Genomic DNA, 24,879 nt, shown 5'->3' on the forward strand with positions numbered 1-24,879 from the left:
TCTACCTGAACATCGTTCACGTGAACGGTGTTCAGGAGGAGAGATGACCCATTCCGCCGACGGCGTCCGCCGGAGGTTCGACGCGACCGATCTCGCGCGCGCCGCCGTGTTCGCCGCCCTCATCGCCGTGCTCGGACTCCCCGGCTCGTTCACCCTCTTCGGGGGCGTGCCGATCACTGCGCAGACGCTCGGTGTGATGCTCGCCGGCGCCGTGCTGGGGCCGGCCGTCGGGGCCACCTCCGTGGCGACGCTGCTCGCCCTCGTCGCGATCGGGTTGCCGCTCCTCGCCGGAGGCCGTGGCGGACTCGCGGTCTTCGTGGGACCGACGGCCGGCTACCTCGTCGGATGGCTCGTCGGCGCGGTCGTCATCGGGCTCATCGTGCACGCCGGGACGCGCCGTCCCGTCTGGTGGCGCACCGCCGCCGGTCTGCTCGTCGGCGGTGTCCTCGTCGTCTACGCCTGCGGTATCCCGGTGCAGAGCCTCGTGCTGCGCCTTCCCGTCGAGCAGGCGGCGCTGGCGAACCTCGCCTTCATCCCGGGCGACGTCGTGAAGGTCGTCGTGGCCACCGCCGTCGTCGGTGCGCTCGTGCGAGGGTACCCGCGGGCGTTCCGCCGCACGTGGTCCCGCCCTGACGACGCTCTCGGCCAGACACGCCCCACCGTCGCAGCCCCGACCGCCCCGACCGCCCCGTGACCGTCGCGGCAGCGGCATGACGAGCGCGACGGCGGTGAGCGGCATCCGATTCGATGGCGCCGCCGTGCGCCTCGGCGACGCCGACGTCCTCGCGCCGATCTCGCTCGACCTCGACGCGCGGACGGTCGCCGTCGTCGGCGACAACGGATCGGGTAAGTCGACCGTGGCCCGGCTCGTCGCCGGTCTCATCCGGCCGACCGCCGGAACGGTGCGCGTGCTCGGATGCGACACCGTCCGGGACGCCGCCGCGCTGCGCCGGCGCACCGCGATCGTCTTCAGCAACCCCGACGCCCAGATCGTCATGCCCACCGTCGCCGAGGACGTCGCCTTCTCGCTCCGCTCCGACCGGTCGCCGCGATCGGAGCGCGCTGCCCGTGTCGAACGTGCGCTGCAGCGCTTCGGGCTGGAGGGTCAGCGCGATCATCCGGCCCACGAGCTGTCGGGAGGACAGAAACAGCTGCTCGCGTTGTGCGGCGCATTCGTCCGCGATCCCGAGCTGGTGGTCGCCGACGAGCCGACCGCGTTCCTCGATGGACGCAACGCCGCCCGTGTCGCCGAGCACCTGTTCGACGGCACGGGCCACCGCCTTCTGCTCGTCACCCACGACCTCGACCTCGCGCGCCGATGCCAGGTCGCCGTGCACATCGAAGCGGGACGCGTCGTCGGCACCGGGCCGGCCGCCGGCGTCGTCGCGGATTACGAGAGCACGTGGCGACGATGAGCCGCGCGATGCGCGGACCGGTCGGATGCTGACCCTCCATCGCCCGGGGTCGCGCGGGTGGCACCGCCTCCCGCCCGCTCCCAAGTCGGTCCTCCTGCTCGCGATGGTGATGACGGTCTCGCTCCTTCCCGCCCGTCCGGAGAACGCCGCCGCCTCGGCCGCGGTGTGCCTCGCCTGTTACGCCGTGCCGGGAACGGGCTGGCGCGAACTGGCTCGTCAGGCGTGGGCGCTGCGCTGGCTCGTGGTCGTCGCGCTCGCCGGTCAGGCGGTCTTCCTCGGCATCGAGCCGGCGTTGATCGGCACGGTGCGCATCGTCGTCGCGGTCCTCCTCGCCTCGCTGCTCGCCCTCACGACGCCGGTCACCGCCCTGCTCGACCTGTTCGAGCGAGCGCTCCGGCCGGCGAGACTCCTGGGAGCGGATGCGGAGCGCATCGCCCTTCTCCTCGTCGTCGCCCTCGGTGCCGTTCCCACACTCGGCCGTATCGCGCGGGACGTGCGCGACGCGCACCGGGCACGCGGCGCCGGGCACGGCATCCGCTCGTCGGCACTCGCGTTCATCGTGCTCGCCCTGAAGCACGCCGACGACCTCGGCGATGCCCTGACGGCGCGGGGAGTGCGCTGACGCTTCTCCAGGTCATCGCACCTCGATGCACTCGATCGCGTCGTACGGCAGTCGGTCGAGTCGCAGCGGGGCACGCACCGGGGCGCCGCACCGGGTGCCGGTGGGGCGGAAGCGCTGCACCGCCCATCGGCGCACTCCGCGCGACGCCAGCTCGGCGCCGAGGGCACCCAGTCGCTGGTCGTCGATGAGATCGGGATGCACGGTGGTGCGGACCTCGACGTCCAGCGGGCGCGACGACCCGTCGCGCGCTCGCTGTGCCGCCAGCACGAGGTCGAGCGAGGCGAAAGCCGCCCGTCCGCTCGGGCCGCGACCCGTCACGCCCGCGTAGTCCACGGCCGCGGCCTTGACGTCGAGTCCGATCCCGTCGACGTCGGGCAGCACGCGCGCGAGCCGTGTCGGGAACGCGCCACCCGTTTGGAGCCCTACGGCGAAGCCGAACTCCCGCACGCGCGAGATGGCGGCGCGCAGGCCGGCTTGCATGGTGGGCTCGCCGCCCGAGAAGACGACGCCGTCGAGCAGTCCGACCCGCGCGGCGAGGAAGGACTCGACCTCGGGCCAGGGCATCGCGCCCGGTGTTCGCGGGGCGATGAGGTCGGGATTGTGGCAGTACCGGCAGTCCCACGGACAGCCCTGCAGGAACACCGTCGCGACGATCCGCCCCGGCCAATCGACCGACGAGAACCGGGCGAGGCCGGCGACCCGCACCCCCGCATCGCGGACGCGGGGAGCGGACGCCGGCTCAGGCCCCGTCGGTCGCACGACCGTAGGCGAACGGCAGGCGCTCGGCCGCCTCGCCCTTCTTACCGATGTTGAACGACGACACCGGGCGGAAGTAGCCCATCACCCGCGTCCAGACCTCGCACTCGGCGCGGCACTGCGGGCACGATGCGTGGTCGCCGGACAGGTAGCCGTGCTGGGGGCAGATCGAGAACGTCGGGGTGATGGTGAGATACGGGATGCGGAACCGTTCGAGCGACCGGCGGACGAGCGCCTTGCACGCGGATGCCGACGGTGCGGCCTCACCCATGTAGAGGTGCAGCACCGTGCCGCCCGTGTACTTCTGCTGCAGGTCCTCTTGCAGCTCCATCGCGAGGAACGGGTCGTCGGTGTGAGCGACCGGCAGCTGCGACGAGTTCGTGTAGTACGGGTTGCTCGCCGTGCCGGCATGGCAGATGCCGTCGAAGCGCGCGATGTCGGCCCGCGCGAAGCGGTAGGTCGCCGACTCGGCCGGGGTGGCCTCGAGGTTGTAGAGGTGGCCGGTCTGCTCCTGGAACTCGACCATGCGACCGCGGACATGATCGAGGAGGTCGGCGGCGAACCGCATCCCCTCATTTGTCGAGATGTCGCACCGGTCGGCGGAGAAGTTCCGCACCGCCTCGTTGAGGCCGTTCACGCCGATCGTCGAGAAGTGGTTCGCGAGCGTGCCGAGGTACCGACGGCTGTACGGGAAGAGGCCCGCGTCGAGATGCCGGCCGATGACGTCCCGCTTGGCCTCGAGGCTGTCACGGGCGATCTCGAGCAACCGGTCGAGCTGCGCGTACAGGCCTGCCCGGTCGCCGGCGTGCACGAACCCGAGCCGGGCGCAGTTGACGGTGACGACGCCGATGGAACCGGTCTGCTCGGCCGATCCGAACAGGCCGTTGCCGCGCTTGAGCAGCTCGGTGAGGTCGAGCTGCAGACGGCAGCACATCGAGCGGACCATGCCCGGATCGAGGTCGGAGCTCACGAAGTTCTGGAAGTACGGCAGGCCGTACTTCGCCGTCATCTCGAACAGCGCGTCGACCTCGGGGGCGGCCCAGTCGAAGTCCTTCGTGATGTTGTACGTCGGGATGGGGAACGTGAACGCCCGGCCATCGGCGTCGCCCTCCGTCATCACCGACAGGAACGCCCGGTTGATCATGGCCATCTCGGGCGCAAGGTCGCCGTAGGTGAAGTCGACGAGACGACCGCCCACGAGCGGGCGCTGCTCGGCAAGGTCGTCGGGGCACGTCCAGTCGAAGGTCAGATTGGTGAACGGGGTCTGAGTTCCCCACCGCGAGGGGACGTTGAGGTTGAACACGAGCTCCTGGATGCCCTGGCGCACGGTTCCTTCGTCGAGCCCGTCGAGCCGCACGAAGGGTGCGAGGTAGGTGTCGAACGAGCTGAACGCCTGGGCGCCCGCCCACTCGTTCTGGAGGGTCCCGAGGAAGTTCACGATCTGACCGAGCGCACTCGAGAAGTGCTTCGGCGGGGCCGACGAGATGGCGCCGGGCACGCCGTTGAACCCCTGCTCGAGCAGCTGACGCAGCGACCATCCGGCGCAGTAGCCGGCGAAGACGTCGAGATCGTGGATGTGGATGTCGCCGTCGCGGTGGGCCGCGCCCGCCTCCGGCGCGTAGACCTCGTCGAGCCAGTAGTTCGCGATGAGCTTGCCGGAGGCGTTCAGGATCAGTCCGCCCAGGCTGTAGCCCTGGTTGGCGTTCGCGTTGACGCGCCAGTCGTGGCGCTCCAGGTACTCGTCGACGGTGGCTGCAACGGGGATGGCGGTCGTGGGCATGAGCGTCCTTCGTGATCGGGGCCCAGATGTTGGGGTTGGATCTCGATTCAGGCACTACATGCAGGATGAGATGACGCGGGCGCGCCGGATAAAACGCAGCGCGACCTCCGCGCCCGGGCCGCGTGGCGTGGCCGGGGGACGACGAAGGCCCGCCCGGCGAACCGGACGGGCCTTCGTGCGTGGAGCGGCTGCGTCAGTTGTTGCCGCGCAGGATCGCGATCATGCGCAGGATCTCGACGTAGAGCCAGATGACCGTGACCATGATGCCGAAGGCGCCGACCCAGGCGAACTTGCGGGGAGCGCCGTTGCGCACGCCCTGCTGGATCTGGTCGAAGTCGAGCACGAGCGAGTAGGCGGCCATGACGACCACGAGGAGACCGATGATCAGGCCGAGCGGGATGCCGGCGATCTTCGTGCTGTGCAGGCCGAACATCATGTCGCCGGGGATGACGTTGAAGAGCATCAGGCCGACGTTCAGCAGCGAGAAGACGAGGTAGCCGACCATCGCGATCATGAAGACCTTCGTGGCCTTCGCCGACGCGCGGATCTTGCCGCTCGCGAACAGCGCGAGGGTGACGCCCACGACGGCGACCGTAGCGAGCGTCGCCTGCATGACGATGCCCGGCCAGATGAACTCGAAGTAGGCCGAGATGCCGCCGACGAACAGGCCCTCGAACGCGGCGTAGGCGAAGATCAGGCCGGGCCGGACCTTCTTGCGCGACGTGAAGGTGACCGCCATGGCCAGGGCGAAGCCGCCCAGGCCGCCGATGATCCAGGGCATCATCGTCGGGTACGGGTTCGCCTGCGTCACCGGGAGCAGGGTCCAGACCCAGCCGATGACCGCGGTGACGAGGAGGACGCCGAAGAGGCTCAGCGTCTTGACGACGGTGTCCTCGACCGTCATGCGGTCGGTCTCCTGCGCGCCGGCGGAGGGCGACGCGTACAGACCCTCGAGGTGGGCCTGCGTCGCGGCGTTGACGGCCGCGTGCTGCGCCGAAGCGGTCTGCGTACCGGGGGCGGCGGGCGGCGTCAGACCCGGCCGCTGCTCCTTGAACGCGGGGTTGTCGAATGCGGGGTTATTGAGGGCCACTGCTCTCACACTCCAAGTCGAGGGGTCGACACAGCTGGATGCCGTGTGCCACCAGCCTACGGGAACCGGTTGCCGCGGGATATGCAGGGCGCTGTGAGCAGGCTATGAAGCCGATCGCCCTGAGCGTAATCGGACGCCTGCTGGCCTAGCCTGAGCCCGTGTCCCGCCCGCTCGTCATCGGCCACCGGGGTGCGCCCGGCTATCTGCCCGAGCACACCCGGTCGTCCTATCTGCTCGCGCTCGAGAGCGGCGTCGACGCGGTCGAACCCGACATCGTCTTCAGCCGGGACGGGGTCGCCGTGATCCGTCATGAGAACGAGATCGGCACGACGACCGACGTCGCCGATCGCCCGGAGTTCGCGTCGCGGCGGACGACGAAGACGGTCGACGGCCACGAGCTCACCGGATGGTTCGCGGAGGACTTCAGCTGGGACGAGCTGTCGCGACTGCGCTGCCGTGAGCGGCTCCCGCAACTACGGCCCGACAGTGCCCGCCACGACGACGCCGAGCCGATGCTGCGGCTGCGCGACCTGCTCGACCTCGTAACGGATTTCGCCACGTCGACCGGTCGGGACCCGGGCGTCGTTCTCGAGGTCAAGCACGCGACGTTCCTGGGGCGGGCGGGCTTCGACGTCGCCGGACTCATCGCAGCCGAGCTGGCTGCCGCCGGGTGGGACGGCGGCGCGCACCCGCTGTGGATCGAGTCGTTCGAGCTCACCGTCCTCGATCGACTGGCCGCCGCGGGGGTGGGGGGTTCGCGCATCTTCCTCGTCGAGGCCGACGGGGCCCCCGCCGACCTGACGGAGTCGGAGGGGCCGTCCGCCCGGACGTACCGCGAGTGGGTCTCGCCGGCCGGGCTGGACGCGCTGCGCGGACGGGTGGACGGGGTGAGCCTCGACAAGCGGATGATCCTCGACCCCGCTCGGGGCACAGACGGCGGGCCGAGCCTGGTGGGCGCCGCGCACGCGCGCGACCTCGGCGTCTTCACATGGACGGCGCGTCCTGAGAACGCCTTCCTCCTCCGCCGGCATCGTCGCGGCCGCGAGCGCGCCGCCTGGGGTGACTACGAGACCGAGTGGGCGGAGCTTGCGGCATCCGGCGTCGACGGGGTCTTCGTCGACCACCCCGACCGGGGTGTCGCCGTCTTCGGAGGCTGACTCGCGCGAGCCCGGCGGACTTGACACGGGCGCCGGGCGCTCGGGAGGGTGATCGTCGACGGGTGTGCGGATGCCCGCGGATGAGGCCCGATGCTCAGCAGACCCCAGATCCAGCCCTACGCGCAGCTCCTGCTGGGCGCATCGGCCGCCATGGTCACGACGACCGTCGCCGTCGTCGAGCCCGCGCGCATCACCGGGGCCTACATCGTCGGGCTCGCCGTCATCGGCGCGGCCTGCGTCGCGATGGTCGTGGTCTGGCACTACAAGCCCACCCGGGGCACCGTCTGGGTCTGCATCGTGCCGCTCGCCGCCATCCTCGCGTGCGCTCCGCTGCGCAGCGGAGCGATCGATCTGCTGCCCGTGACGGGAATGCTCGTCATCTTCCCGATCGCGTGGCTCGCCTTCGCCTTCCCGCCCCTCGTCACCGCTCTGGGCGTCGTGATGGCGGGGCTCCTCCCTCTCGCGTCCTCGCGCAGCGTGCCGACGAGCATGGGCGAGTGGGCGTCGCTGCTGACGGTCCCTGCGCTCCTCGGGATGTTCGCGATCGGCAGCCGTTTCGTGGCCGTCGACCTCGATCGCAACCGCCGTCGGGCGCGACGCGCCACCCGGCGGCTGGCGCAGGCGCTCGACTCGTCCCACCGTGCCGACGCCGCGCTGCAGCAGGTGATGGACACGAGCCCCGAGGCGATCGTGGTGTTCGAGGACGACGGCACGGTGCTGCTCGCCAACGCGCCCGCGCATCGCCTGTCGCAGCGCGCGGGGATCCCGATCTCGCTCGAGCAGGACGGTCGCGCGTCCGTGTACGAGGAGGACCGCGTCACGCCGATCGTCGTCGGCTCGGGCCTGCACGACGACATCCTCGCGGGCGAGCTCGCCGACCCGCGTCTGGTGTGGCTGGGCGAGCCGGGCGACCAGGTCGCCGTGCGGTTCGTCGCGCGTCCCATCGCGCTCGACGACGAACCCATCGGCGTCTTGGTCGTCGCGCAGGACATCACGGAGCTGATCGAGGCGGTCGACGTGCGCGACCGATTCCTCGACACGGTCGGGCACGAGCTGCGCACCCCGCTCACGGTCATCCTCGGCAACGCCGAGCTCGCCCTCGCGGGCGCGATGCCGGAACACACCGATCGCTGGGAGACGATCCAGCGAGCCGCCGAGCGCCTGGAGCACACCGTCGAGCTCATGCTCGCGACCGGGCGGGCCCACGCGACGCCCCGCGGCGCGGGCCCGTGCGATGTCCGCGTCGTCGTCGACCGGGCGCTCGCCGAGGAGGCCGCCGAGGGCGTCGCCTCGGCGGTCACCGTGCACGGGTCGGCCGCCGATGCACGGATCGGGGCCCGTGATCTCCAGGCGATCCTGCTCGAACTCCTGCACAACGCGCGTCAGGTCTCGCCGTCGGGCGCCCCGATCTCGATCGCGCTCACGACAACGGCCGACGAGATCGAGATCGCCGTGTCGGACGCCGGCCCCGGCATGAGCGTCGCCGAGCGCCGACAGGCGTTCCAGCGCTTCTACCGCACCGCCCGGTCCCGCCGCAGCGCGGATCAAGGTCTCGGTCTCGGCCTCTCGCTCGCTCGTGGGTTGGCGCAGGCGCACGGCGGCGACGTCCAGCTGACGCCCGGACCGACCCAGGGCACCACGGCACTCATTCGTCTGCCGCGCGCCGCGGCTCCCGCGGCCGATCCGTCGCGACTCGATCCCGTCACCACCGTCCCCTAGGGTGTCGGTCATGGTGACCGCCGGGATAACCGTCCGCGACGTCCGTCGATCGTTCGGGCGCGTCGATGCCGTCCGGGGAGTGACCCTCGAGGCCCGTGCCGGCGCGGTCACGGGGCTCGTCGGACCGAACGGCGCCGGGAAGACGACGCTGCTGCTCATGCTGGCATCGCTCCTGCAGCCCGACGCCGGGACGATCCGGATCGCCGAGATCGATCCCGTCGCCGATCCCGCCGCCGCCCGTGCCCGTCTGGGATGGATGCCCGACGCGCTCGGCGCGTGGGGCTCGCTCACGGTGCGCGAGACGCTCGAGATGACGGGCCGGCTGTACGACCTCGACCGGGCGGCGGCCGCGCGGCGGGCGGCGGAGCTCCTCGACCAGGTCGGTCTCGCCTCGCTCGCGGGGTCGCCCGCCCGCGTGCTCTCGCGTGGTCAGAAGCAGCGACTCGGTCTCGCCCGGGCCCTCGTGCACGACCCGTCGGTCCTGCTGCTCGACGAGCCGGCATCCGGACTCGATCCGCAGGCGCGGGTCGACCTCCGTGGACTGCTGCGGGGCTTCGCCGCGGCGGGTAAGACGGTGTTGATCTCGAGTCACATCCTCTCCGAGCTCGAGGAGGTCGTCGACGACGCCGTGTTCCTGCTCGACGGGGCGACGGTCAGCCCGGACCGGGTCGCCGAGGCGGCCCGTCGGACCCGCACCTGGCGCATCCGCGTCGCCGACGCCGACGCGAAGGCCGCGGCGCTTCCCGTCGCCACCGCGCTCGGTCTGGACGTCGCGCATGTGCCGACCGATCGTCGCGACGTGCTCGTCCCGTTCGCCTCGGAGGCCGATGCCGCGGCGGGACTGCGATCGCTGATCTCGGCCGGCATCGCGGTCGCCGAGTTCTCCGCCGCCAGCGGCATGCTCGAGCACACCTTCCTCGATCTCGGTACCGGGGGAAAGGGGGCCGCATGAGCATCGCCCGTCTGTGGACCGTCGCGCGCCTCGAGCTGCTCCAGCGCATCCGGACGGTGTCGTGGTACGTGCTGCTCGGCATCTTCGCCGTGCTGCTCATCGGCGTGACGGCGCTGTCGTTCCTGGCGTTCGGCGGCGTCGTCCCGGACGCCGGCCAGCGCGGTGCCGGCATCTACTCGACGATCGTCATCATCACCCTGCTGCTGGTCGTCCTGGTCTCGCCGACCCTCAGCGGGAACTCGATCAACGGCGACCGGGATGCCGCGACACTCGCTCCCGTGCAGGTGACCTTCGCGCGAACCTCGGAGATCCTGCTGGGCAAGGTGCTCGCCGCCTGGATCACCGGTCTCGCGTTCGCAGCCGTCGCCGCTCCCTTCCTCATCATCGCGACGCTCGCCGGGGGAGTCGACCCCGGCGTGGTCGTCGTATCGCTGCTCGTGCTGATCGTGGAGATCGGCGTGATCGCGGCGATCGGCGTCGGGCTGAGCGGCATAATCGCGCGGCCGCTCTTCTCGGTCGCGGCGACCTATCTCGTCGTGTCGGCGCTCGTGTTCGGGACGCTCATCGCGTTCGGGCTCGGCTCGACCGCGCTCTCGAGCGAGGCGACGACGAGTTACCGGCCGATGCTCTACAACCCCGACGGCTCGCCGCAGTGCCGCGACGGCTCGGAGGACTGCTGGAACGACCCCGCGCAGATGGTCTGCGGCGAGCCGCAGGAGTCCGTCTACACCGTGCCGCGGTTCGATCGCGTGTGGTGGGTGCTCGCCGCGAACCCGTTCGTGATCCTCGCCGACGCCACACCGGCGGAGTACGACCCGCAGGGGTATCCGATCGACCTGTTCGGGCAGATCGCCTCCGGCGTGCGTCAGGCTCAGCTCGCCCCCGACCTCTCGAGCGGGTACGACGAGTGCGCTCCGAATGCTCAGGACGACATCCGCACGCCTGCGGAGATCCGCGACGACACGGTTCCGAGCTGGTTCGTCGGCCTCGGGGTGCAGGTCATCCTCGCCGGGCTGCTCGTGGCAGGAGCGTGGGCGCGGACGAGGACCCCCGCACGGGCTCTGCCCCCCGGAACGCGGATAGCGTAGGAAGATCATGGTCACCGAACTCGACATCACCCGCCGCGAGGCCATCGATGCCTACCACGTGATCGGCGAGACGCCCTCTCCCGACCTGCAGGGGATCGTGCGTCTGGCCGCGACCGTCTGCGGCGTCGACACCGCCGTCATCAACATCATCGACGACCGCTTCCAGCACCAGATCGCCGCGGTCGGCTTCGAGCCGGCCGTGTGCTCGCGCGAGGACTCGATGTGCGCCGCCGTCATCGCACGCCCCGGGCGCGTCGTCGTGCCCGACGCTCGCCTCGACGAGCGCTTCGCGCACAACCCCTTCGTCACGGGTGAGGTGGCGCACGTGCGCTTCTACGCGTCGAGCCCGCTCGTCACGCCGGCGGGCGTCGCGATCGGGACGCTGTGCGTCTTCAACGACACCGTCGGCGATCTCGACGAGCCGGAGCGCGAGGCGCTCGACCTGCTCGCACACCAGGTCGTCGACCTCCTCGAGCTGCGCCGCATCAGTCGTCAGCTCACCGCGTCGAACGATCAGCTCTCCCGCTTCGCGGGACAGATCAGCCACGATCTGCGCAATCCGCTGACTGCGCTGACCGGCTTTCTCGAGCTCGCGATCGACAGCCCCGACATGGACAACGCGCCCGACGCTGCACGCGTGCTGGCACGAGCCGAGTCCGCGGCCGATCGCATGAACGCGATGATCTCGGACATCCTCGCCTACGCCCGAGTGGGCGGGGCCAGCCCGCAGCGCACCCACGTCGACCTCGCGGCGGTGATGCACGCGGTCATCGAGGACGTCGACGCCCAGATCACCGCCTCCGGCGCCGACGTGCGCGTCGACATCGACGTGCAGCCGATCGGGGACCCCACGCTGCTGCGCGCGGTGCTGCAGAACATCGTCGCGAATGCGCTGAAGTTCACCGCCGCCGTCGACCGGGTGCCACGCGTGGAGGTCGACGCCCACGCGGTCCACGGCGGCTGGCGCATCACGGTCGACGACAACGGCCCGGGCGTTCCGCCGGCCGACCGCGAGCGTGTGTTCGCACTCATGGAACGGGGCGAGTCCGATACCGAGGGCCTCGGCATCGGACTGTCGACGTGCCGGCGCGTTATCGAGGCGCACGGCGGCCGCGTCGGACTCGACGAGTCGCCGCTCGGTGGCGCCCGCGTCTGGATCCTGCTTCCGGATCCGGACGCCGAAGCCGCCGCCTGACGTGGGTCGGGTCGCTCAGCGCCGCAGCGTGTGCGAGGGATGCTCGCCGTACATCGCCGCGTAGAGCTGGGCGAAGCGTCCCGTGTGGGCGAAGCCCCAGCGCAGGGCGACCTCGCGCACCGTCGTCGATCCGGCAAGCGCCGCTCGCAGGTCGTGGTGGGCGCCTTCGATCCGCAGCCGTCGCAGGTAGGTGCTCGGCGGGATGCCGAACGCCTTGTGGAACGCGCTCTGCAGTGCGCGGACGGAGATGCCGGCCGCGACGGCGATGTCGTGGATGCTGATCGCCTCGCCGATGTTCTCCTCCATGTACGCGACCGCGCTCCGGACCGCTCGTGCGGCGGGCCGGCGTCGTTCGCTGTCGTCGGGGTCGAGCAGCGGGAACGCGCTGACGAGCGAGGCGACCGCCTGGTGGAGGAGCTGAGTGCGCATCAGAGGGGACGCCGCGACGCTCTCGTCGGCCAGCATCGTCGCCTCGAGGAACCGGAGGGTCTCGGCCACGAGCCGCGGGTTGGTGGCCCGGCGGTTCAGACCCGAGAACTGCAACCGGCGCGGATCGTCGCCGATGAGCGATCGCAGCACATGGTCGAGCGTCTCGGTGGTGATGCTGAAGGTGCGGAGGTGGAGCTGCCCGAACTCCGCCGTGAACTCCGTGTCGGGCGGTACGACGAACGGCGTTCGGCCGTCGCCGGACTCGTTGCCCACCTGCCAGCGGTGGTTCCCCTGCGCGGCGTGCGCGACGACGAGGCGGGGGAAGGCCCGCGTCGTCGTGCGCACGGAGCCGCTGAAGCGCACGGCCGCAGCAGCTGCGGCGGGGTGCGCGAGAGCGGCCATCTCGTAGCGGAAGCTGGTGGCGGGTTCGACGGAGAGCGCGACGGGCGTCTCGTAGAGGGAACTGACCGATTCCTGCGCTCGACCGGGGTCGTCGGTCTGCAACCCCCGCCGAACGGGCTGGCTATTCAACGACCAGCTTGTCGGCCGCGGACTCGGCGGGCTCGGGGACGACATAGAGCCCGCTCGGCGAGTTGGCCGTGTACATGAGGGCCTCGAGCCAGGATCGGTTGATGGCGGGGTTCCGGCTGCCGTGGAAGGTGAACACGAGCGACGCACCCGCGTGCATCCACACGGTCGTCCGTCCCTTGCCGACGCTGACGTCGTCCTTCCAGGTGAAGAAGAAGGCCTCGCCGCGGCGGAGCTTCGCTCCGATGGTCATCTGGAGGTGAGCGAGCGTGCGGTCCTCGATGTCGACACGATTGCTGCCGTCGTAAACGAACCTGCCCAACATTCCTCCTCGCGCGCCAAGGTTCGGCGCGATCCTCAGCTTCTGCGATCGCCTCGCGGCGCCGCGTGGAAGAGTCCGTTCCGCGCGCGCGCGATCCGCGACGCGCACAGCCGTGCTGTGCCTCGGCAGATTCGAGGGATTGATCTATCTGCGGGAGGGGGTTGACTTTCGGCGCCCTCGGCAGTACACATCAGTCGCCGGGGATGGCGGCAAGCGTCACATCGACGCCCGACGAGATCAGCAGGTCGGTCGTCTGCGCCACACCTTCCCCGTCGTTGACGGTGAGCCATCCGTGCCCGGACGCGAGTGCGGCAGCGATCTCGGCCCGGATATCCTCGATCTCGCGTCCGCCGATGCTGTAGAGGCGACCGCCGTAGAACAGATCGACTCTCTTGGCCACGGTGATCCGCCCCCCATTCGACGGCGCAGCACGGCCGTGTCAGGCGAGACTACCGATCTGACGCGCCAGCACAAGGGGCTGCCCCCGTCGAGAAGCCGCTCGTTAAGGTCGGCCCCGTTACGGAGAGGAGACACGATGGGCAGATTCATCTACGAGAACCAGATACGTGCTGATTTCGAGGACCGGACCCTCGTCCATCTCCAGACGGTCATCACGACCAAGCTCCGCCGCGGCGAAGCCTTCACCTTGACCTGGAAGGACGACGTCAGCATCGGTGACGGCCGGACGACGGTGTGGCTGCACCCGGGTTGCGGCCTCGTCTTCAAGTACTACGGAAGCCGGACCCCCGCCCTCAATCGAGCGTGGCTCGAGGCGCTCACCTTCACGGCCAATTCGCCCACCGGCCTCTACGTCGTTCCGGAGCCGCCCGATACGCCGCGCAACGGCACGTTCGTCGACACCGTGGAATAGGGCTCACGGCGTCGGCCGCCACCTGGGTGACGACCGTGCATCAGCAGGGAGTACGGCGCATATACCGCCGCGGCGATCCACCGCTCCGTAGTGTGGGCCTCAGCCGTCGGCATCCGCCTTCTGCTCCCGACCTTCCCGGTCTAAACGAGTCAGCAGGTGCTCCCATCGCTTCATCCGTCGTCGAGTCGCGTCTCGGCCCCGTCCGCACCACGTACGCCGGCACCGCCGATTTCCCGCCGATGGCGAAGGCCTTCACCGATGTCTCGCGCGTCGTTCGCGAGTCGGGCCTTCTGAATCGTACGCCGTGGTTCTACGGCCTCGTCGGGCTGGCCCTCCTGCTCGCCATCGGCGGATGCGTCACCGGCTTCGTGCTGCTCGGTGACAGCTGGTTCCAGCTGCTCATCGCCGGTGCCCTCGGCATCGTCTTCACGCAGATCGCCTTCCTCGCCCACGAGGCCGACCACCGTCAGGTGCTCGCCTCGGGCCCGGCGAACGACCGGCTCGCGCGGTTCCTCGCCGTCGGCGTCGTCGGTATGAGCCTGTCGTGGTGGACGACGAAGCACGCACGCCACCACTCGAACCCGAACAAGGTGGGCAAGGACCCCGATATCGAGATCGACACGATCTCGTTCGTCGAAGAGGATGCGGCCACGGCGCGCGGCCTCCGCCGGTTCATCACCCAGCGCCAGGGCTGGTTCTTCTTCCCCCTGCTGCTGCTCGAGGGCCTGAACCTGCACGCACTGTCGGTGCGCCACCTCGTCAGCCGCGGTCCCGTGAAGAAGCGGGCCCTCGAGATCACGCTGATCCTCGCCCGGTTCGCGGTGTTCGTGGCCCCCGTCTTCATCTTCCTGCCGCTCGGCATGGCCTTCGCCTTCTTCGGCGTTCAGGTCGCCGTCTTCGGTCTCTACATGGGGGCGTCGTTCGCCCCGAACCACAAGGGCATGGCGATCATCGCGCCCGACGCGAAGCTCGACTTCTTCAGCAAGCAGGTGCGGACCTCCCGCAACATCGGCGGCGGCTGGTGGGCCACCTGGCTCATGGGCGGGCTCAACTACCAGATCGAGCATCACCTGTTCCCGAACATGCCGCGTCCGGCGCTCGCCCGCGCGCGCGAGATCGTCAGGGACCAGTGCGCGACGCTCGACGTCCCCTACACCGAGACCACGCTGTGGCGCTCGTACGCCATCGTCATCGGGTACCTGAACCGCGTCGGCCTCGCGGCTCGCGATCCGTTCGACTGCCCCATGCGTGCGGAGTACCGCCGCGCCTGACACGCAGCACCCTCCGACATCGGCCACGGCTCATACTGAGTCCGTGGCCGATGTCGATTCCGAACGCTGGCTCGTCATCGACGGCCGGCGCTGGCGGCGCACCGATCCCTCGTTACCCGACGACGTCGTCGCCGCGCTGAAGTCGCACCTCGGGCGCGGGCGGTCGGCGGTGGGCGCCGCGAAGCGTCGCGGGGACGACCAGGGCGTCGCGGCGGCCCGGGAACGGGTGGGGCTGGCCAAGCACGGCCTGGGGGAGCGCGGCCCGTACTGGTGGGACGAGCCCGAGCGCGAGCGCCTCGCACGGGCGCGAGATGCGCTGCGGCGCCTCGACGAGCTCGACGCGGGCTGAGCCGAGCACGGCGGCGGTCGGCACTGGCAGACTCGCCTCATGGGCGAACCCGATCTTCGCGCTGCTCTCGAAGAGCTGGCGTCGCTGCTGCGTTCCGTCGGAGCTGATCCGTGGGCGGAGTGGGCTTCGCGATCGGCGGATCACGTCGCCGCCGGCGGTGACCCGACCGCGATCCGTCGGGCGTTCGGCGGGATGGGCAGCCTGAACGACCTCGTGATCCATCCCATCAACGGGCATCGCGTCGCGTCGTCGCAGGTCGCCGAGGCGAACGAGCGCCTGTCGTTGCTGCGCCAGCGCATCTTCGCCGCTGCGACAAGAGCGGAGTAGACGCGACGGCGGGAGTCGAACCCGCAACGCGATCGGTTATGAGCCGATGCCCGGGACCACCCGGATCGCCGCGATGCCCTCACGCTACGTCGGGCCATAAAGGACCGCCAGCGCTGTGAAGGTCGGAGTCGTCGTGCTACGCGGTATGACGCTCGACGGTCTTCTCGGGTGCCTGCGTGGGCGTGCGCGACGCGCGTCGAGACGCGCGAAGACGCTGGCCGCGGCGCAGCATCCCGGCGACCCCGGCGATGAGTATCGCCGTGCCGGCGATCAGGAGCGCCGCGGCGACGAGTTCCGGCAACGACGGCGCCGCGACCCACTCGACCAGCGCGCCGTACGCATCGGGGGAGCGGGTGAAGACGAGAGCGGCGATCGCTGTCGCTGCGAAGGCGAGACCCCAGACGATGCCCGCCCAGCGGACCCGAGGGCGATCGACAGGGGCCGCCGACGCGGTCGGTTCGATCTCGATCGTGTTGGTCACAGCGCTGTCCGTTCCGTCGGTGTCGGTGTCGGTGTCGGTGTCGGTGTCGGTGGAGGCCGAGGTGCCGGCCGAGATGTCGGGGTCAGTCATCGATGTCCTCCGGTTCGAGGATGCGGATCTCGATGTAGCCGCTGTCCTGGTCGATTGTGAGGACCTGCCGCGTGACCGTCGAGCCCGCCGAGGGAATCGTCGTCACGACCGCGGTTCGGCCGGCTCCATCGGGCCTCGCGTCAGCATCGTCCGTGAGCAGGGTCCACTCGTCGCCCTGGGAGAGGGTGAACGACGCCTCGTCGCCGACGGACGCGCGCAGCGACAGCTCGACGCCCGGCTCGACGGTGATCAGGGTCGTTCCCGCGCCCTTCTCGATCGTCACCGGCCTCGCATCCGGCGAATTCACGAGAGCGACGAAGACGTCGCCGAAGGTCTGTCGGAACGGCTCGGTCGCGTCGGACGAGACGTTGGAGATCGAGTAGGAGCCGACGTGCAGCTCGAGGAGGACCGGGACGGCGATCGCGCCGCCGCCGCCCACCAGCAGGCACGCCGTGGTGAAGGCGAGGAAGCCGCTCCGCCGCCGCGCGGCGCCGGCGACGATCATGGCGAGGGCCGTCACCAGGGCGGCGACGAAGAGGCCGAGCGCGACGGACAGCTCGCCCGGAGAGGCCAGCCCGGCGAACGTTCCGGCGATGACCGCGACCCCGGCGCTCGCCGCGACGAACGCGAGGCTCGTGCGCGGATGCTGCGCGCGTCGAAGGTCGCGTCGCTCGGCTGCCGCGCGCGCGAATACGGCCGCCGCGGCGCGCCGCTCCTCCCGCGCGAGCGCCCGTGCCGCGCGCTCCGCATCGTCCTGCTCGCGACGCCACGCCCGATCGCGTTCTCTCCACGAGGCATGCTGAGCGCGCCAGGCGGCCAGGGCGGTCGCATCGGCATCGGCATCGTCATCCGCATCGGCGTCGCCGTCCACGTCCGAGGGCGCGGGCGTGGCGGGCGCGTCAGCGACCTCCGCCCCGCCCGCGCCGGCATCCGCGACAGAGCCGTCGACGGATGCGGCCGGGACCGTCTGGGATGCCACGGTTACCCGACGCAGCTCCCCATCGACGGTGCCCGGGGTCCGACGCGCTGCCCGCACGAGCAGCGCGATCACCGTGGCCGCCACCACGATGCCGCCCGCGAGGACGACGACGGCGAGCACCGCCACGGCCGCCCCGGCGTTCGAGCCCGCGACGACCGCCGCGATGGTCACGAACAGGACGAGCGCCTGCAGGAGCCCGATGATCGCGGTGAGGAGTATCGCGGCCTGCGCATACGAGAACCTGCCGTTCTCGAGGTCGGACGCGTGCGAGCGGCGTGCGGCGTCCGGAAGAACCGCCCAGGCCGCCGCGTACGCGACGATCGCGGGGAGTCCGATGACGGTCGCGACGACCGCGACGCCTCGGACGATGACCGGGTCGACACCCCACCGCGCCGCCAGCCCGGCGCACACGCCTCCGACCCAGCCGTCGCGGCGAACGAGTCCGAGACCGGCGGCCCAGGTGAGAAAGCGGCGGTCGGTGCCCGCGTCCACCGAGGGAGACGGCGGGGCGGCGGTGAGCGGCCGAGAGGTCATGCTCCGATCCTCCGGCGACGGGGTGCTCGGCCGATATGGGGGATGGCCCTGACCGGCCCCTGAACCTCCGCCCCGGGCGGTGTCGTGCGGCATCCGGGGTGATTGGATGTCGCCATGTCCTCCGCGCTCGAGACCGCCGTCCACCCGGGGCCGCCGCCGCCCCGCCCGACGCGCGCGGCCCGGGCGCGTCCGATGCTCGAGCGGCGTCGGGACTGCCTGGTATCGGGAGTGAGCCCCGCCCTCGCGACGCACCTCGGTGTCGGTGCCGGCGGGATCCGGGTGCTGTTCGTCTCGCTGGCCTTCGTCGGCGGCGCGGGGCCGCTGCTGTACCTGTGGCTGTGGGCGCTCGTGCCGTGGCAGCCGGGCCGCGAGGCGCCGACCCGGCGCGCGCCGATCGCGTGGATCCTCGTGTCGGCGGGCGTCGCCGCCCTCCCCGTGCTCCTCGCGGTCCTCGCCATCGAAGCCCGCGACGCGTGGATGTCGCGCGGGTTCTCGCCCGTGCTCATCCTCGTGACCGCGGCGATCAGCGCCGTCGCCGTCGCCGGCGGGTGCTGGGCGACATTCGTCGACCGCCGCGACGTCTCACGAGGCACGCGCCACGCCGTCGTCGTCCGGGCGGTGTCGGCCGGCGTGCTCGTCGTGGTGGCGCTCCTCGCTCTCCCGCGCATCGACTCCGACGGCATCGTCGCCCTGCCCGCGCTGGTGCTCCCGGTCGTCGGCATGCTCGCGCTCGCCGGGGCCACCCTCGCGAACCGCTGGCGCGAGCTCTCGGGCGAGCGCGTTCGCCGCATCCGCGAGGAGCAGCGGAGCGCGATGGCCGCCCATCTGCACGACTCGGTGCTGCAGACGCTCGCCCTCATCCAGAACACGGCGGGCGCATCGAGCGAGGCCGCCCGCATCGCCCGCGCCCAGGAGCGCGAGCTGCGCGCCTGGCTGTTCGACGGTGAGGCGCACGCCGACAGCGACCTGCCGACCGACCTCCGCGACCACGCGGCGGCCCTCGAGCTCGACTTCGCGGCGCGGATCGACGTCGTGTCGGCTGGCCTGTCGGCCGAGCGGGCGAGCGGTGAACTCGCTGCGGCCGCTCGGGAGGCGATGCTCAACGCCGCGCGTCACGCCGGCGGTGACGTGTCGGTCTACATCGAGGGCGGGGCGCGCGGCGTCGATGTGTGGGTGCGCGACCGGGGGCCCGGTTTCGACGTCGCGGCCATCCCCGACGACCGGCTCGGTGTGCGCGAGTCGATCGTCGGACGGATGCGCCGCGCCGGCGGCGGCGCGACGGTGCGTCCCGCAGCGGCCGGCGGCACCGAGGTGCACCTGCACGTCGGCGGCGCGGGGGATGCGCGTGGCTGAGCTCATGCCCGCGGCTGAGCGCCTGCGCGTCGTGATCGTGGACGACCACTCCATCTTCCGATCCGGCCTGCGCGCCGACCTGGCGGAGACGATCGACGTCGTCGGCGAGGCCCACGACGTGGCATCCGCCCTCGCGGTGATCGGCTCTGCGCAGCCCGATGTGGTGCTGCTCGACGTGCACCTGCCCGGCGGTTCCGGTGACGAGCGCGCGGGCGGAGCCGAGGTCATCGCGGGAGTCGGGTCGACGCGGACGCGCTTCCTGGCGCTGAGCGTGTCGGATGCCGCCGACGACGTCGTCCGCGTCATCCGCGCCGGTGCCCGCGGCTACATCACGAAGGGATCCTCGGGCGACGAGGTGAGCAGCGCCGTCGCGGCGGTCGCGGGCGGCGACGCGGTGTTCTCGCCGCGGCTCGCCGGGTTCGTCCTCGACGCGTTCGGCGCGGTCGCCGGCGAGACGGCGACCGCGGTCGACGAGCTCGACCGACTGTCGGCTCGTGAGCAGGAGGTGATGCGTCTGATCGCGCGCGGGTACGCGTACAAGGAGGTCGCCGCCGAGCTCTTCATCTCGGTCAAGACCGTCGAGACCCATGTGTCGGCGGTGCTGCGCAAACTGCAGCTGTCGTCGCGGCACGAGCTCACGGCCTGGGCGACCGCGCGCCGCCTCCTCTGAGATGAGAGCCGCGAGACCTCACTCGCGCCCCGAGAAGGTGGGTGCGCGCCGGGGTCTCGGGGCGGAAGTGGGGTCTCGCGGGGGTGTCGGCGGTCGAACGTAGAATCGAGGGGTCATGCCAGAGCCCATCAAGCCCGTCATCGTCGGCTCCGCCGCATCCCCGCGTCCCGACGAGCGTCCCGACGCCGACCTTCTCGAGGGACTCAACCCGCCGCAGCGCGAGGCCGTCACCTACCGAGGGCCCGCGCTGCTGATCGTCGCCGGAGCCGGCTCGGGCAAGACGCGCGTGCTGACGCACCGCATCGCCTCGCTGCTGCGCAGCCGGGAGGCCTGGCCGAGCCAGATCCTCGCGATCACCTTCACCAACAAGGCCGCCGGCGAGATGCGCGAGCGTGTGCGCCAGCTGATCGGCGACAGCGCCCAGGGCATGTGGATCTCGACGTTCCACTCCGCCTGTGTGCGCATCCTCCGACGCGAGGCGCAGCAGTTCGGGTTCACGAAGAGCTTCACGATCTACGACTCCGGCGACTCGCGCGCGCTCATCAAGCGACTCGTCAAAGAGCACGAGGCGGATGCCTTCGGGCTCACGCCGGCCGGCGTGCAGAGCCGTATCTCGAAGCTGAAGAACGAGCTCGCCGACGCCGACTCCTACGCGCGTCAGGCCAACATGTCCGACCCCGCCGAGCGCGTGTTCGTCGAGCTCTTCGGGGCCTATCAGTCGGCGCTGCAGCGTGCCAACGCCTTCGACTTCGACGACCTCATCGCGCAGACGGTCTACCTCTTCCGGGCCTTTCCGCACGTCGCCGACGTCTACCGCAAGCGGTTCCGCCACATCCTGGTCGACGAGTACCAGGACACCAACCACGCGCAGTACGCGCTCATCCACGAGCTGACGCGTCCCGTCCAGGGCGAGAGCGGCGACGCGTTCTCGGCGGGCGGGATGATGATCTTCGAGCCCGAGACGACGCCCGAGGTCGAGGGCGCCTCGTTGACCGTCGTCGGCGACTCCGACCAGTCGATCTACGCGTTCCGCGGCGCCGACATCCGTAACATCACCGAGTTCGAGCGCGACTACCCCGGCGCGAAGGTCGTGCTGCTCGAGCAGAACTACCGTTCGACCCAGAACATCCTGTCCGCTGCGAACGCCGTCATCTCGAACAACTTCGACCGCAAGGACAAGAAGCTCTGGACCGATGTCGGCGCCGGCGACGCGATCGTCGGCTTCACCGGCTACTCGCAGCACGATGAGGCCCAGTTCGTCGCCGACGAGATCGAGGCGCTGCACCGCTCATCGGTGCCGTACTCGCAGATGGCCGTGTTCTACCGGACGAACTCGCAGTCCCGCGCACTGGAAGAGATATTCATCCGTGCGGCGATCCCGTACAAGATCATGGGCGGCACGAAGTTCTACGACCGTGCGGAGATCAAGGATGCGCTCGCGTACGTGGTCGCGGTCGCGAACCCCGCGGACGAGCTCGCGGTGCGCCGCATCCTGAACCGGCCACGACGCGGGATCGGCGACGTCACCGAGACGTCGATCGCGCGATACGCGGCCGATCAGCAGATCACCTTCCGCGACGCGCTCGCCAACGCGTCGGCGCTCGGTGTCGGGCCGAAGATCCAGGCCGCGATCGCGCAGCTCGACGCCGTGCTCGCCGAGGCGACCGAGATCATGCTGCCGAGCTCGGGCGAGGTCGCGCCGCCGACCGCGGTGACGCAGGGGCTCACCGTGCTCCTGAACAAGTCCGGATACATGGATGCGCTGCGCGCGAGCCGCGATCCGCAAGACGAGGCGCGCCTCGAGAACCTCGACGAGCTCATCGCGGTGACCCGCGAGTTCGCGCGGAACAACCCCGACGGCACCATCCTCGACTTCCTCACCGAGGTGGCCCTGGTCGCCGATGCCGACGATCTCGACGACGCGTCGGGCACGGTGTCGCTCATGACGATGCACACCGCGAAGGGCCTCGAGTACGACGCCGTGTTCGTCACGGGCGTCGAGGAAGACCTGATCCCGCATCGCATCTCGGCCAACGAGCCCGGCGGGCCGCAGGAGGAGCGCCGCCTCTTCTATGTCGCCCTCACCCGCGCCCGCAAACGCCTGCACCTCTCGCTCGCGATGACCCGCGCCCAGTTCGGCGAGGTGTCGGCGGCGATGCCGAGCCGGTTCCTGCAGGAGATCCCGCACGATCTCATCGACTGGCGGCAATCGCCGGGCGACGTCAACTCGCGTGGGGGGATGCAGTCGCGCGCCCTCAACGGTCGACGCGGCGGGGGAGCCGGCGGCGGCTCGGGACCTCGCTACGGCGATGACCTGGTGCCGCTGCCGCGCCGCGAGAAGAGCGCCGACATCGCGAAGTTCGCCAACCGCATCCCCGCCAAGGTGCGCGACAACGGCGATCTCGAGCTCGGCCCGGGCGACCGCATCCGCCACGACGACTTCGGCGAGGGACGCGTCGACGCCGTCACGGGAGAGGGCGCGAAACGCGTCGCGCACGTGCGCTTCGACTCGGCCGGCGCGAAGAAGCTGCTCATCAAGATCGCGCCGATCACCAAGCTCTGAGACGCTCGGGCCGTCGAGACACCCGCGCCCGACACGGGGCCGCGGGTTAGGCTCGAGTCATGGCGATCTTCAAGCGCTCCGCGCGAGACACCACGAGCCAGCCCGCGGACGACGTCGACGTCGACGCCGTCTCCGGGGCGGACGCCGACGGGGCCGCGCGCACCGCGGAGCAGACCCCGGTCGAGACCGTTCCGCACGTCGGCATCTCGATGTCGACCTTCGGCGCCCCGGCGCCGTCGGCCACGCCGCAGCAGCCTCAGCGATCGGTCACCCGTCCGCCCGCCGAGGCGCCCGCCCGCACCGAGACGGTGCCGGGCATGCCCGACAACACCCTCGTGCAGGCAGCCCTGGCGTCGCTGCCCGAGAAGCCGGGCAACGTCGACGTCATGAACGTCATGCGTCAGAGCATGCAGGGCACGATGTACGTGCGCGTGCGCGGCGACGCCCGCGCCCTCACCGCCGAGGGCAAGCCGATCACGCTCGCCGTCTCGCAGATCGACGGCGCCCGGTTCCTGCTCGCGTTCACCGGTGGGGCATCGCTGCGCGCGAGCGTCGAGGCCGACGGTGACCGTGACACGTCGGCGCTCGGGCTGCCGGTGGCGAACGTGTTCCGGAACGCCATCGAAGGGCCCTACGAAGGTCTCGTCATCGATCACGCGATCGCGGGCTCGCGCATCGTGCTGCCCGTGCAGCTCATCTCGAAGGCGTTCGAGGAGGGCGACCCCGCGTTCACCATCAAGAACCTGCTGGCCGGTCCGCGGTCGGCCGAGACAGCCGCCGCTGTCGGCGAAGCCCTCGCGGCGGCACCGCTCTGGGTCGCTGCCGGCCCGGCGGGCGACAGCGGTCAGCTCGGTCTCGCCGAGTCGCGTACGGCCTCCGGCGAGCGCCGCCTCGAGGTGTACTCGCACCCGCTCGAGGTGCTCGTGCTCGAGCGCGGAGACCGCCCGGTGCCCGTCACCGCTCCCCAGCTCGCGCGCGCGATCGCCTCCAATCCTGCGCTCAGCGGTGTGATCGTCGACCCCGGAGGCCCGTGGATCCACGTCGACCGCGCGGATCTCGGCCCCGTGCTCGCCCGCGCCGACGAGACCGATGAGTCCGCTGCCGCGGTGGACGGCGCTGCCGCGCCCGCGGCTGCCGAGTCCGCCGACTCCGAGCCCGCCGCTCCCGCCGCGACCGACGAGCCGCCCGCATCCTGAGCCTGCCGTCCGGGCCGCCCCGCAGACGTATCCGCACACGGGGCCGACCGGTTGTCCAGGGGGATGCGGCCACCGCGGCGGGGTCCTATGGTCGGGCCATGGCGAGCGAGCGCATCACCCTGACCGTGCCCGGGCCCGACGGCGATCGCGAGGTGGGCCTGTCGAGCCCCAACCGTGTGCTGTGGCCCGAGCCGGGGATCACCAAGCACGAGTACGCGGAGTACATGCTCGCCGTGGCTGAGCCGTTCCTGCGCGCCAACGGGCATCGTCCCATCTCGCTCGAGCGCTTCCCCGACACGATCGACGGTGAGCGGTTCTTCTCGAAGAATCCGCCCAAGGGTGCGCCGGCTTTCGTCGACCAGGTGGTCTGCACGTACAACAGCGGGCGACGGCATCCCCAGGTCGTCCTGAGCGAGGCGGCCGCGGTCGTCTGGGCCGTGCAGATGAACACCGTGGTCTTCCACCCGTGGGCGTCGCTCGCCGCCGATACCGACGACCCCGTGGAACTGCGCATCGACCTCGACCCGCAGCCCGGCACGGGATTCGCGGATGCCGCAGCCATCGCTCCCGCGCTCCGCGAGGTGCTGGCCGAGGCCGGGCTGACCGCATTCCTCAAGACCAGCGGCAACCGTGGGCTCCACGTGTTCTGTCCGATCGAGCCCGCCCACGAGTTCCTCGATGTCCGGCATGCGGTGATCGCCGCTGCGCGCGAGCTCGAACGCCGTATGCCCGACCGGGTGACGACGAACTGGTGGAAGGAGGAGCGCGGCGAGCGCGTCTTCGTCGACTTCAACCAGGCGAACCGCGACCGGACGATGGCCGGGGCCTACAGCGCCCGCGCGCTCCCCGCGGCGACGGTGGCGACCCCGATCACGTGGGACGAGCTGGCGGACGGGGTCGACCCGGCCTCGTTCACGGTCCGCACGGTACCTGAGCGTCTCGCCGACCGCGGCGATCCGTGGGCGGAGCTGCCGTCGGCTCCGGGGCGCATCGACACGCTGCTCGAGTGGTGGGAGCGCGATCTCGAGGCCGGTCTCGGCGAGCTGCCGTTCCCGCCCGAATTCCCGAAGATGCCGGGCGAACCGCCGCGCGTGCAGCCGAGCCGCGCACGGCACTCCGAGCCGACGGAGGGCTGAGCGCCG

General features: G+C 71.1%; 25 protein-coding genes and 1 tRNA gene. 17 read left to right on the forward strand and 9 right to left on the reverse strand.

The window, feature by feature from the left end; genetic code table 11:
• The first annotated feature begins 43 nt into the window (after nucleotides 1-43).
• From BLT21_RS11705 to BLT21_RS11715, 3 genes are read left to right on the forward strand one after another with little or no spacing between them, the layout of a single operon-like run.
• Nucleotides 44-694, forward strand: coding sequence for a biotin transporter BioY (locus BLT21_RS11705; RefSeq protein WP_091502340.1), 651 nt, complete (start codon nucleotides 44-46; stop codon nucleotides 692-694).
• 16 nt (nucleotides 695-710) lie between these two features.
• Nucleotides 711-1,415 carry an energy-coupling factor ABC transporter ATP-binding protein gene (locus BLT21_RS11710; protein ID WP_091502342.1) on the forward strand — a complete coding sequence of 235 codons (705 nt, stop codon included), beginning with the start codon at nucleotides 711-713 and terminating at the stop codon, nucleotides 1,413-1,415.
• A 25-nt stretch (nucleotides 1,416-1,440) separates the two neighbouring features.
• Complete coding sequence (locus BLT21_RS11715; RefSeq protein WP_091502344.1) at nucleotides 1,441-2,037, forward strand: CbiQ family ECF transporter T component; 597 nt, start codon at nucleotides 1,441-1,443, stop codon at nucleotides 2,035-2,037.
• Between the two features lie 12 nt (nucleotides 2,038-2,049).
• On the opposite strand, the gene BLT21_RS11720 is transcribed toward BLT21_RS11715, so the two are convergent.
• From BLT21_RS11720 to BLT21_RS11730, 3 genes are all read right to left on the reverse strand, one after another.
• Nucleotides 2,050-2,796, reverse strand: coding sequence for an anaerobic ribonucleoside-triphosphate reductase activating protein (locus BLT21_RS11720; RefSeq protein WP_176786898.1), 747 nt, complete (start codon nucleotides 2,794-2,796; stop codon nucleotides 2,050-2,052).
• Nucleotides 2,777-4,573, reverse strand: a complete 1,797-nt coding sequence (locus BLT21_RS11725; protein WP_091502348.1) for a ribonucleoside triphosphate reductase — start codon at nucleotides 4,571-4,573, stop codon at nucleotides 2,777-2,779. Before BLT21_RS11725 ends, BLT21_RS11720 begins: the two co-directional genes overlap by 20 nt.
• 193 nt (nucleotides 4,574-4,766) lie before the next feature.
• A complete protein-coding gene (locus BLT21_RS11730; protein WP_091502351.1) occupies nucleotides 4,767-5,663 on the reverse strand; it encodes a Bax inhibitor-1/YccA family protein in 897 nt (298 codons plus the stop codon).
• 158 nt (nucleotides 5,664-5,821) lie between these two features.
• On the opposite strand from BLT21_RS11730, the gene BLT21_RS11735 reads away from it, so the two are divergent.
• The 5 genes from BLT21_RS11735 (at nucleotide 5,822) to BLT21_RS11755 (ending at nucleotide 11,774) form a co-directional block, all read left to right on the forward strand.
• A complete protein-coding gene (locus BLT21_RS11735) occupies nucleotides 5,822-6,820 on the forward strand; it encodes a glycerophosphodiester phosphodiesterase family protein (RefSeq protein ID WP_091502353.1) in 999 nt (332 codons plus the stop codon).
• Between the two features lie 90 nt (nucleotides 6,821-6,910).
• Entirely contained in the window at nucleotides 6,911-8,539 is a 1,629-nt protein-coding gene (locus BLT21_RS11740) for a PAS domain-containing sensor histidine kinase (RefSeq protein ID WP_091502355.1), read from the forward strand.
• Nucleotides 8,540-8,549: 10 nt separating this feature from the next.
• On the forward strand, nucleotides 8,550-9,491 hold the full coding sequence (locus BLT21_RS11745) for an ABC transporter ATP-binding protein (protein WP_091503406.1): 942 nt from the start codon (nucleotides 8,550-8,552) through the stop codon (nucleotides 9,489-9,491).
• Nucleotides 9,488-10,579 (forward strand): ABC transporter permease, encoded by a 1,092-nt coding sequence (locus tag BLT21_RS11750; protein WP_091502358.1) that lies wholly within the window; start codon nucleotides 9,488-9,490, stop codon nucleotides 10,577-10,579. Before BLT21_RS11745 ends, BLT21_RS11750 begins: the two co-directional genes overlap by 4 nt.
• Nucleotides 10,580-10,586: 7 nt before the next feature.
• A complete protein-coding gene (locus BLT21_RS11755) occupies nucleotides 10,587-11,774 on the forward strand; it encodes a sensor histidine kinase (protein WP_091502360.1) in 1,188 nt (395 codons plus the stop codon).
• Between the two features lie 15 nt (nucleotides 11,775-11,789).
• Here BLT21_RS11755 and BLT21_RS11760 read toward each other — a convergent pair whose 3' ends face one another.
• The 3 genes from BLT21_RS11760 to BLT21_RS11770 form a co-directional block, all read right to left on the reverse strand.
• The gene (locus BLT21_RS11760) at nucleotides 11,790-12,707 is read right to left on the reverse strand and encodes a helix-turn-helix transcriptional regulator (protein ID WP_176786899.1); all 918 of its coding nucleotides are present in this window, start codon (nucleotides 12,705-12,707) and stop codon (nucleotides 11,790-11,792) included.
• 19 nt (nucleotides 12,708-12,726) lie between these two features.
• Entirely contained in the window at nucleotides 12,727-13,053 is a 327-nt protein-coding gene (locus tag BLT21_RS11765; protein ID WP_091503409.1) for a DUF7882 family protein, read from the reverse strand.
• A gap of 190 nt (nucleotides 13,054-13,243) precedes the next feature.
• Nucleotides 13,244-13,453, reverse strand: a complete 210-nt coding sequence (locus BLT21_RS11770; RefSeq protein WP_091502364.1) for a hypothetical protein — start codon at nucleotides 13,451-13,453, stop codon at nucleotides 13,244-13,246.
• Between the two features lie 135 nt (nucleotides 13,454-13,588).
• Between BLT21_RS11770 and BLT21_RS11775 the strand changes: the two genes are divergently transcribed.
• From BLT21_RS11775 to BLT21_RS11790, 4 genes are all read left to right on the forward strand, one after another.
• On the forward strand, nucleotides 13,589-13,924 hold the full coding sequence (locus tag BLT21_RS11775; protein ID WP_091502366.1) for a DUF7882 family protein: 336 nt from the start codon (nucleotides 13,589-13,591) through the stop codon (nucleotides 13,922-13,924).
• Between the two features lie 239 nt (nucleotides 13,925-14,163).
• On the forward strand, nucleotides 14,164-15,195 hold the full coding sequence (locus BLT21_RS11780; RefSeq protein ID WP_176786900.1) for a fatty acid desaturase family protein: 1,032 nt from the start codon (nucleotides 14,164-14,166) through the stop codon (nucleotides 15,193-15,195).
• Nucleotides 15,196-15,238: 43 nt separating this feature from the next.
• Nucleotides 15,239-15,544, forward strand: a complete 306-nt coding sequence (locus tag BLT21_RS11785; protein ID WP_091502371.1) for a biopolymer transporter Tol — start codon at nucleotides 15,239-15,241, stop codon at nucleotides 15,542-15,544.
• A gap of 39 nt (nucleotides 15,545-15,583) precedes the next feature.
• Nucleotides 15,584-15,871: a DUF6966 domain-containing protein gene (locus BLT21_RS11790; RefSeq protein ID WP_091502373.1), complete on the forward strand. Its 288-nt coding sequence runs from the start codon at nucleotides 15,584-15,586 to the stop codon at nucleotides 15,869-15,871.
• Here the strand turns inward: BLT21_RS11790 and BLT21_RS15685 are convergent.
• The 3 genes from BLT21_RS15685 to BLT21_RS11800 form a co-directional block, all read right to left on the reverse strand.
• Nucleotides 15,872-15,944: transfer RNA gene (locus tag BLT21_RS15685), tRNA-Met, on the reverse strand.
• Between the two features lie 63 nt (nucleotides 15,945-16,007).
• Nucleotides 16,008-16,442 (reverse strand): hypothetical protein, encoded by a 435-nt coding sequence (locus BLT21_RS11795; RefSeq protein ID WP_091502376.1) that lies wholly within the window; start codon nucleotides 16,440-16,442, stop codon nucleotides 16,008-16,010.
• Nucleotides 16,435-17,955 (reverse strand): PspC domain-containing protein, encoded by a 1,521-nt coding sequence (locus BLT21_RS11800; protein WP_176786901.1) that lies wholly within the window; start codon nucleotides 17,953-17,955, stop codon nucleotides 16,435-16,437. The genes BLT21_RS11795 and BLT21_RS11800 overlap by 8 nt, the downstream gene beginning before the upstream one ends.
• Nucleotides 17,956-18,069: 114 nt before the next feature.
• On the opposite strand from BLT21_RS11800, the gene BLT21_RS11805 reads away from it, so the two are divergent.
• From BLT21_RS11805 to ligD, 5 genes are all read left to right on the forward strand, one after another.
• Entirely contained in the window at nucleotides 18,070-19,308 is a 1,239-nt protein-coding gene (locus BLT21_RS11805) for an ATP-binding protein (RefSeq protein ID WP_091502381.1), read from the forward strand.
• Nucleotides 19,309-19,312: 4 nt separating this feature from the next.
• Complete coding sequence (locus BLT21_RS11810; protein ID WP_091503412.1) at nucleotides 19,313-19,978, forward strand: LuxR C-terminal-related transcriptional regulator; 666 nt, start codon at nucleotides 19,313-19,315, stop codon at nucleotides 19,976-19,978.
• A 115-nt stretch (nucleotides 19,979-20,093) separates the two neighbouring features.
• On the forward strand, nucleotides 20,094-22,541 hold the full coding sequence (locus tag BLT21_RS11815) for an ATP-dependent helicase (protein ID WP_091502383.1): 2,448 nt from the start codon (nucleotides 20,094-20,096) through the stop codon (nucleotides 22,539-22,541).
• 59 nt (nucleotides 22,542-22,600) lie between these two features.
• On the forward strand, nucleotides 22,601-23,737 hold the full coding sequence (locus BLT21_RS11820) for an SseB family protein (protein WP_091502385.1): 1,137 nt from the start codon (nucleotides 22,601-22,603) through the stop codon (nucleotides 23,735-23,737).
• 98 nt (nucleotides 23,738-23,835) lie between these two features.
• The gene (gene ligD / locus BLT21_RS11825) at nucleotides 23,836-24,873 is read left to right on the forward strand and encodes a non-homologous end-joining DNA ligase (RefSeq protein WP_091502388.1); all 1,038 of its coding nucleotides are present in this window, start codon (nucleotides 23,836-23,838) and stop codon (nucleotides 24,871-24,873) included.
• Nucleotides 24,874-24,879: the final 6 nt, after the last annotated feature.

The sequence above is a fragment of the Microbacterium sp. cf332 genome (assembly GCF_900102175.1).
In the GTDB taxonomy this organism is placed as follows: Bacteria; Actinomycetota; Actinomycetes; order Actinomycetales; family Microbacteriaceae; genus Microbacterium.

Coding starts and splice junctions, on each gene's coding strand:
- BLT21_RS11755 (WP_091502360.1), top strand. CDS start 10,587: ATGGTCACCGAACTCGACATCACCCGCCGCGAGGCCATCGATGCCTAC.
- BLT21_RS11745 (WP_091503406.1), top strand. CDS start 8,550: ATGGTGACCGCCGGGATAACCGTCCGCGACGTCCGTCGATCGTTCGGG.
- ligD (WP_091502388.1), top strand. CDS start 23,836: ATGGCGAGCGAGCGCATCACCCTGACCGTGCCCGGGCCCGACGGCGAT.
- BLT21_RS11750 (WP_091502358.1), top strand. CDS start 9,488: ATGAGCATCGCCCGTCTGTGGACCGTCGCGCGCCTCGAGCTGCTCCAG.
- BLT21_RS11775 (WP_091502366.1), top strand. CDS start 13,589: ATGGGCAGATTCATCTACGAGAACCAGATACGTGCTGATTTCGAGGAC.
- BLT21_RS11725 (WP_091502348.1), bottom strand. CDS start 4,573: ATGCCCACGACCGCCATCCCCGTTGCAGCCACCGTCGACGAGTACCTG.
- BLT21_RS11790 (WP_091502373.1), top strand. CDS start 15,584: ATGGGCGAACCCGATCTTCGCGCTGCTCTCGAAGAGCTGGCGTCGCTG.
- BLT21_RS11795 (WP_091502376.1), bottom strand. CDS start 16,442: ATGACTGACCCCGACATCTCGGCCGGCACCTCGGCCTCCACCGACACC.
- BLT21_RS11740 (WP_091502355.1), top strand. CDS start 6,911: ATGCTCAGCAGACCCCAGATCCAGCCCTACGCGCAGCTCCTGCTGGGC.
- BLT21_RS11805 (WP_091502381.1), top strand. CDS start 18,070: ATGTCCTCCGCGCTCGAGACCGCCGTCCACCCGGGGCCGCCGCCGCCC.
- BLT21_RS11715 (WP_091502344.1), top strand. CDS start 1,441: ATGCTGACCCTCCATCGCCCGGGGTCGCGCGGGTGGCACCGCCTCCCG.
- BLT21_RS11780 (WP_176786900.1), top strand. CDS start 14,164: ATGGCGAAGGCCTTCACCGATGTCTCGCGCGTCGTTCGCGAGTCGGGC.
- BLT21_RS11705 (WP_091502340.1), top strand. CDS start 44: ATGACCCATTCCGCCGACGGCGTCCGCCGGAGGTTCGACGCGACCGAT.
- BLT21_RS11810 (WP_091503412.1), top strand. CDS start 19,313: ATGCCCGCGGCTGAGCGCCTGCGCGTCGTGATCGTGGACGACCACTCC.
- BLT21_RS11815 (WP_091502383.1), top strand. CDS start 20,094: ATGCCAGAGCCCATCAAGCCCGTCATCGTCGGCTCCGCCGCATCCCCG.
- BLT21_RS11800 (WP_176786901.1), bottom strand. CDS start 17,955: ATGACCTCTCGGCCGCTCACCGCCGCCCCGCCGTCTCCCTCGGTGGAC.
- BLT21_RS11710 (WP_091502342.1), top strand. CDS start 711: ATGACGAGCGCGACGGCGGTGAGCGGCATCCGATTCGATGGCGCCGCC.
- BLT21_RS11820 (WP_091502385.1), top strand. CDS start 22,601: ATGGCGATCTTCAAGCGCTCCGCGCGAGACACCACGAGCCAGCCCGCG.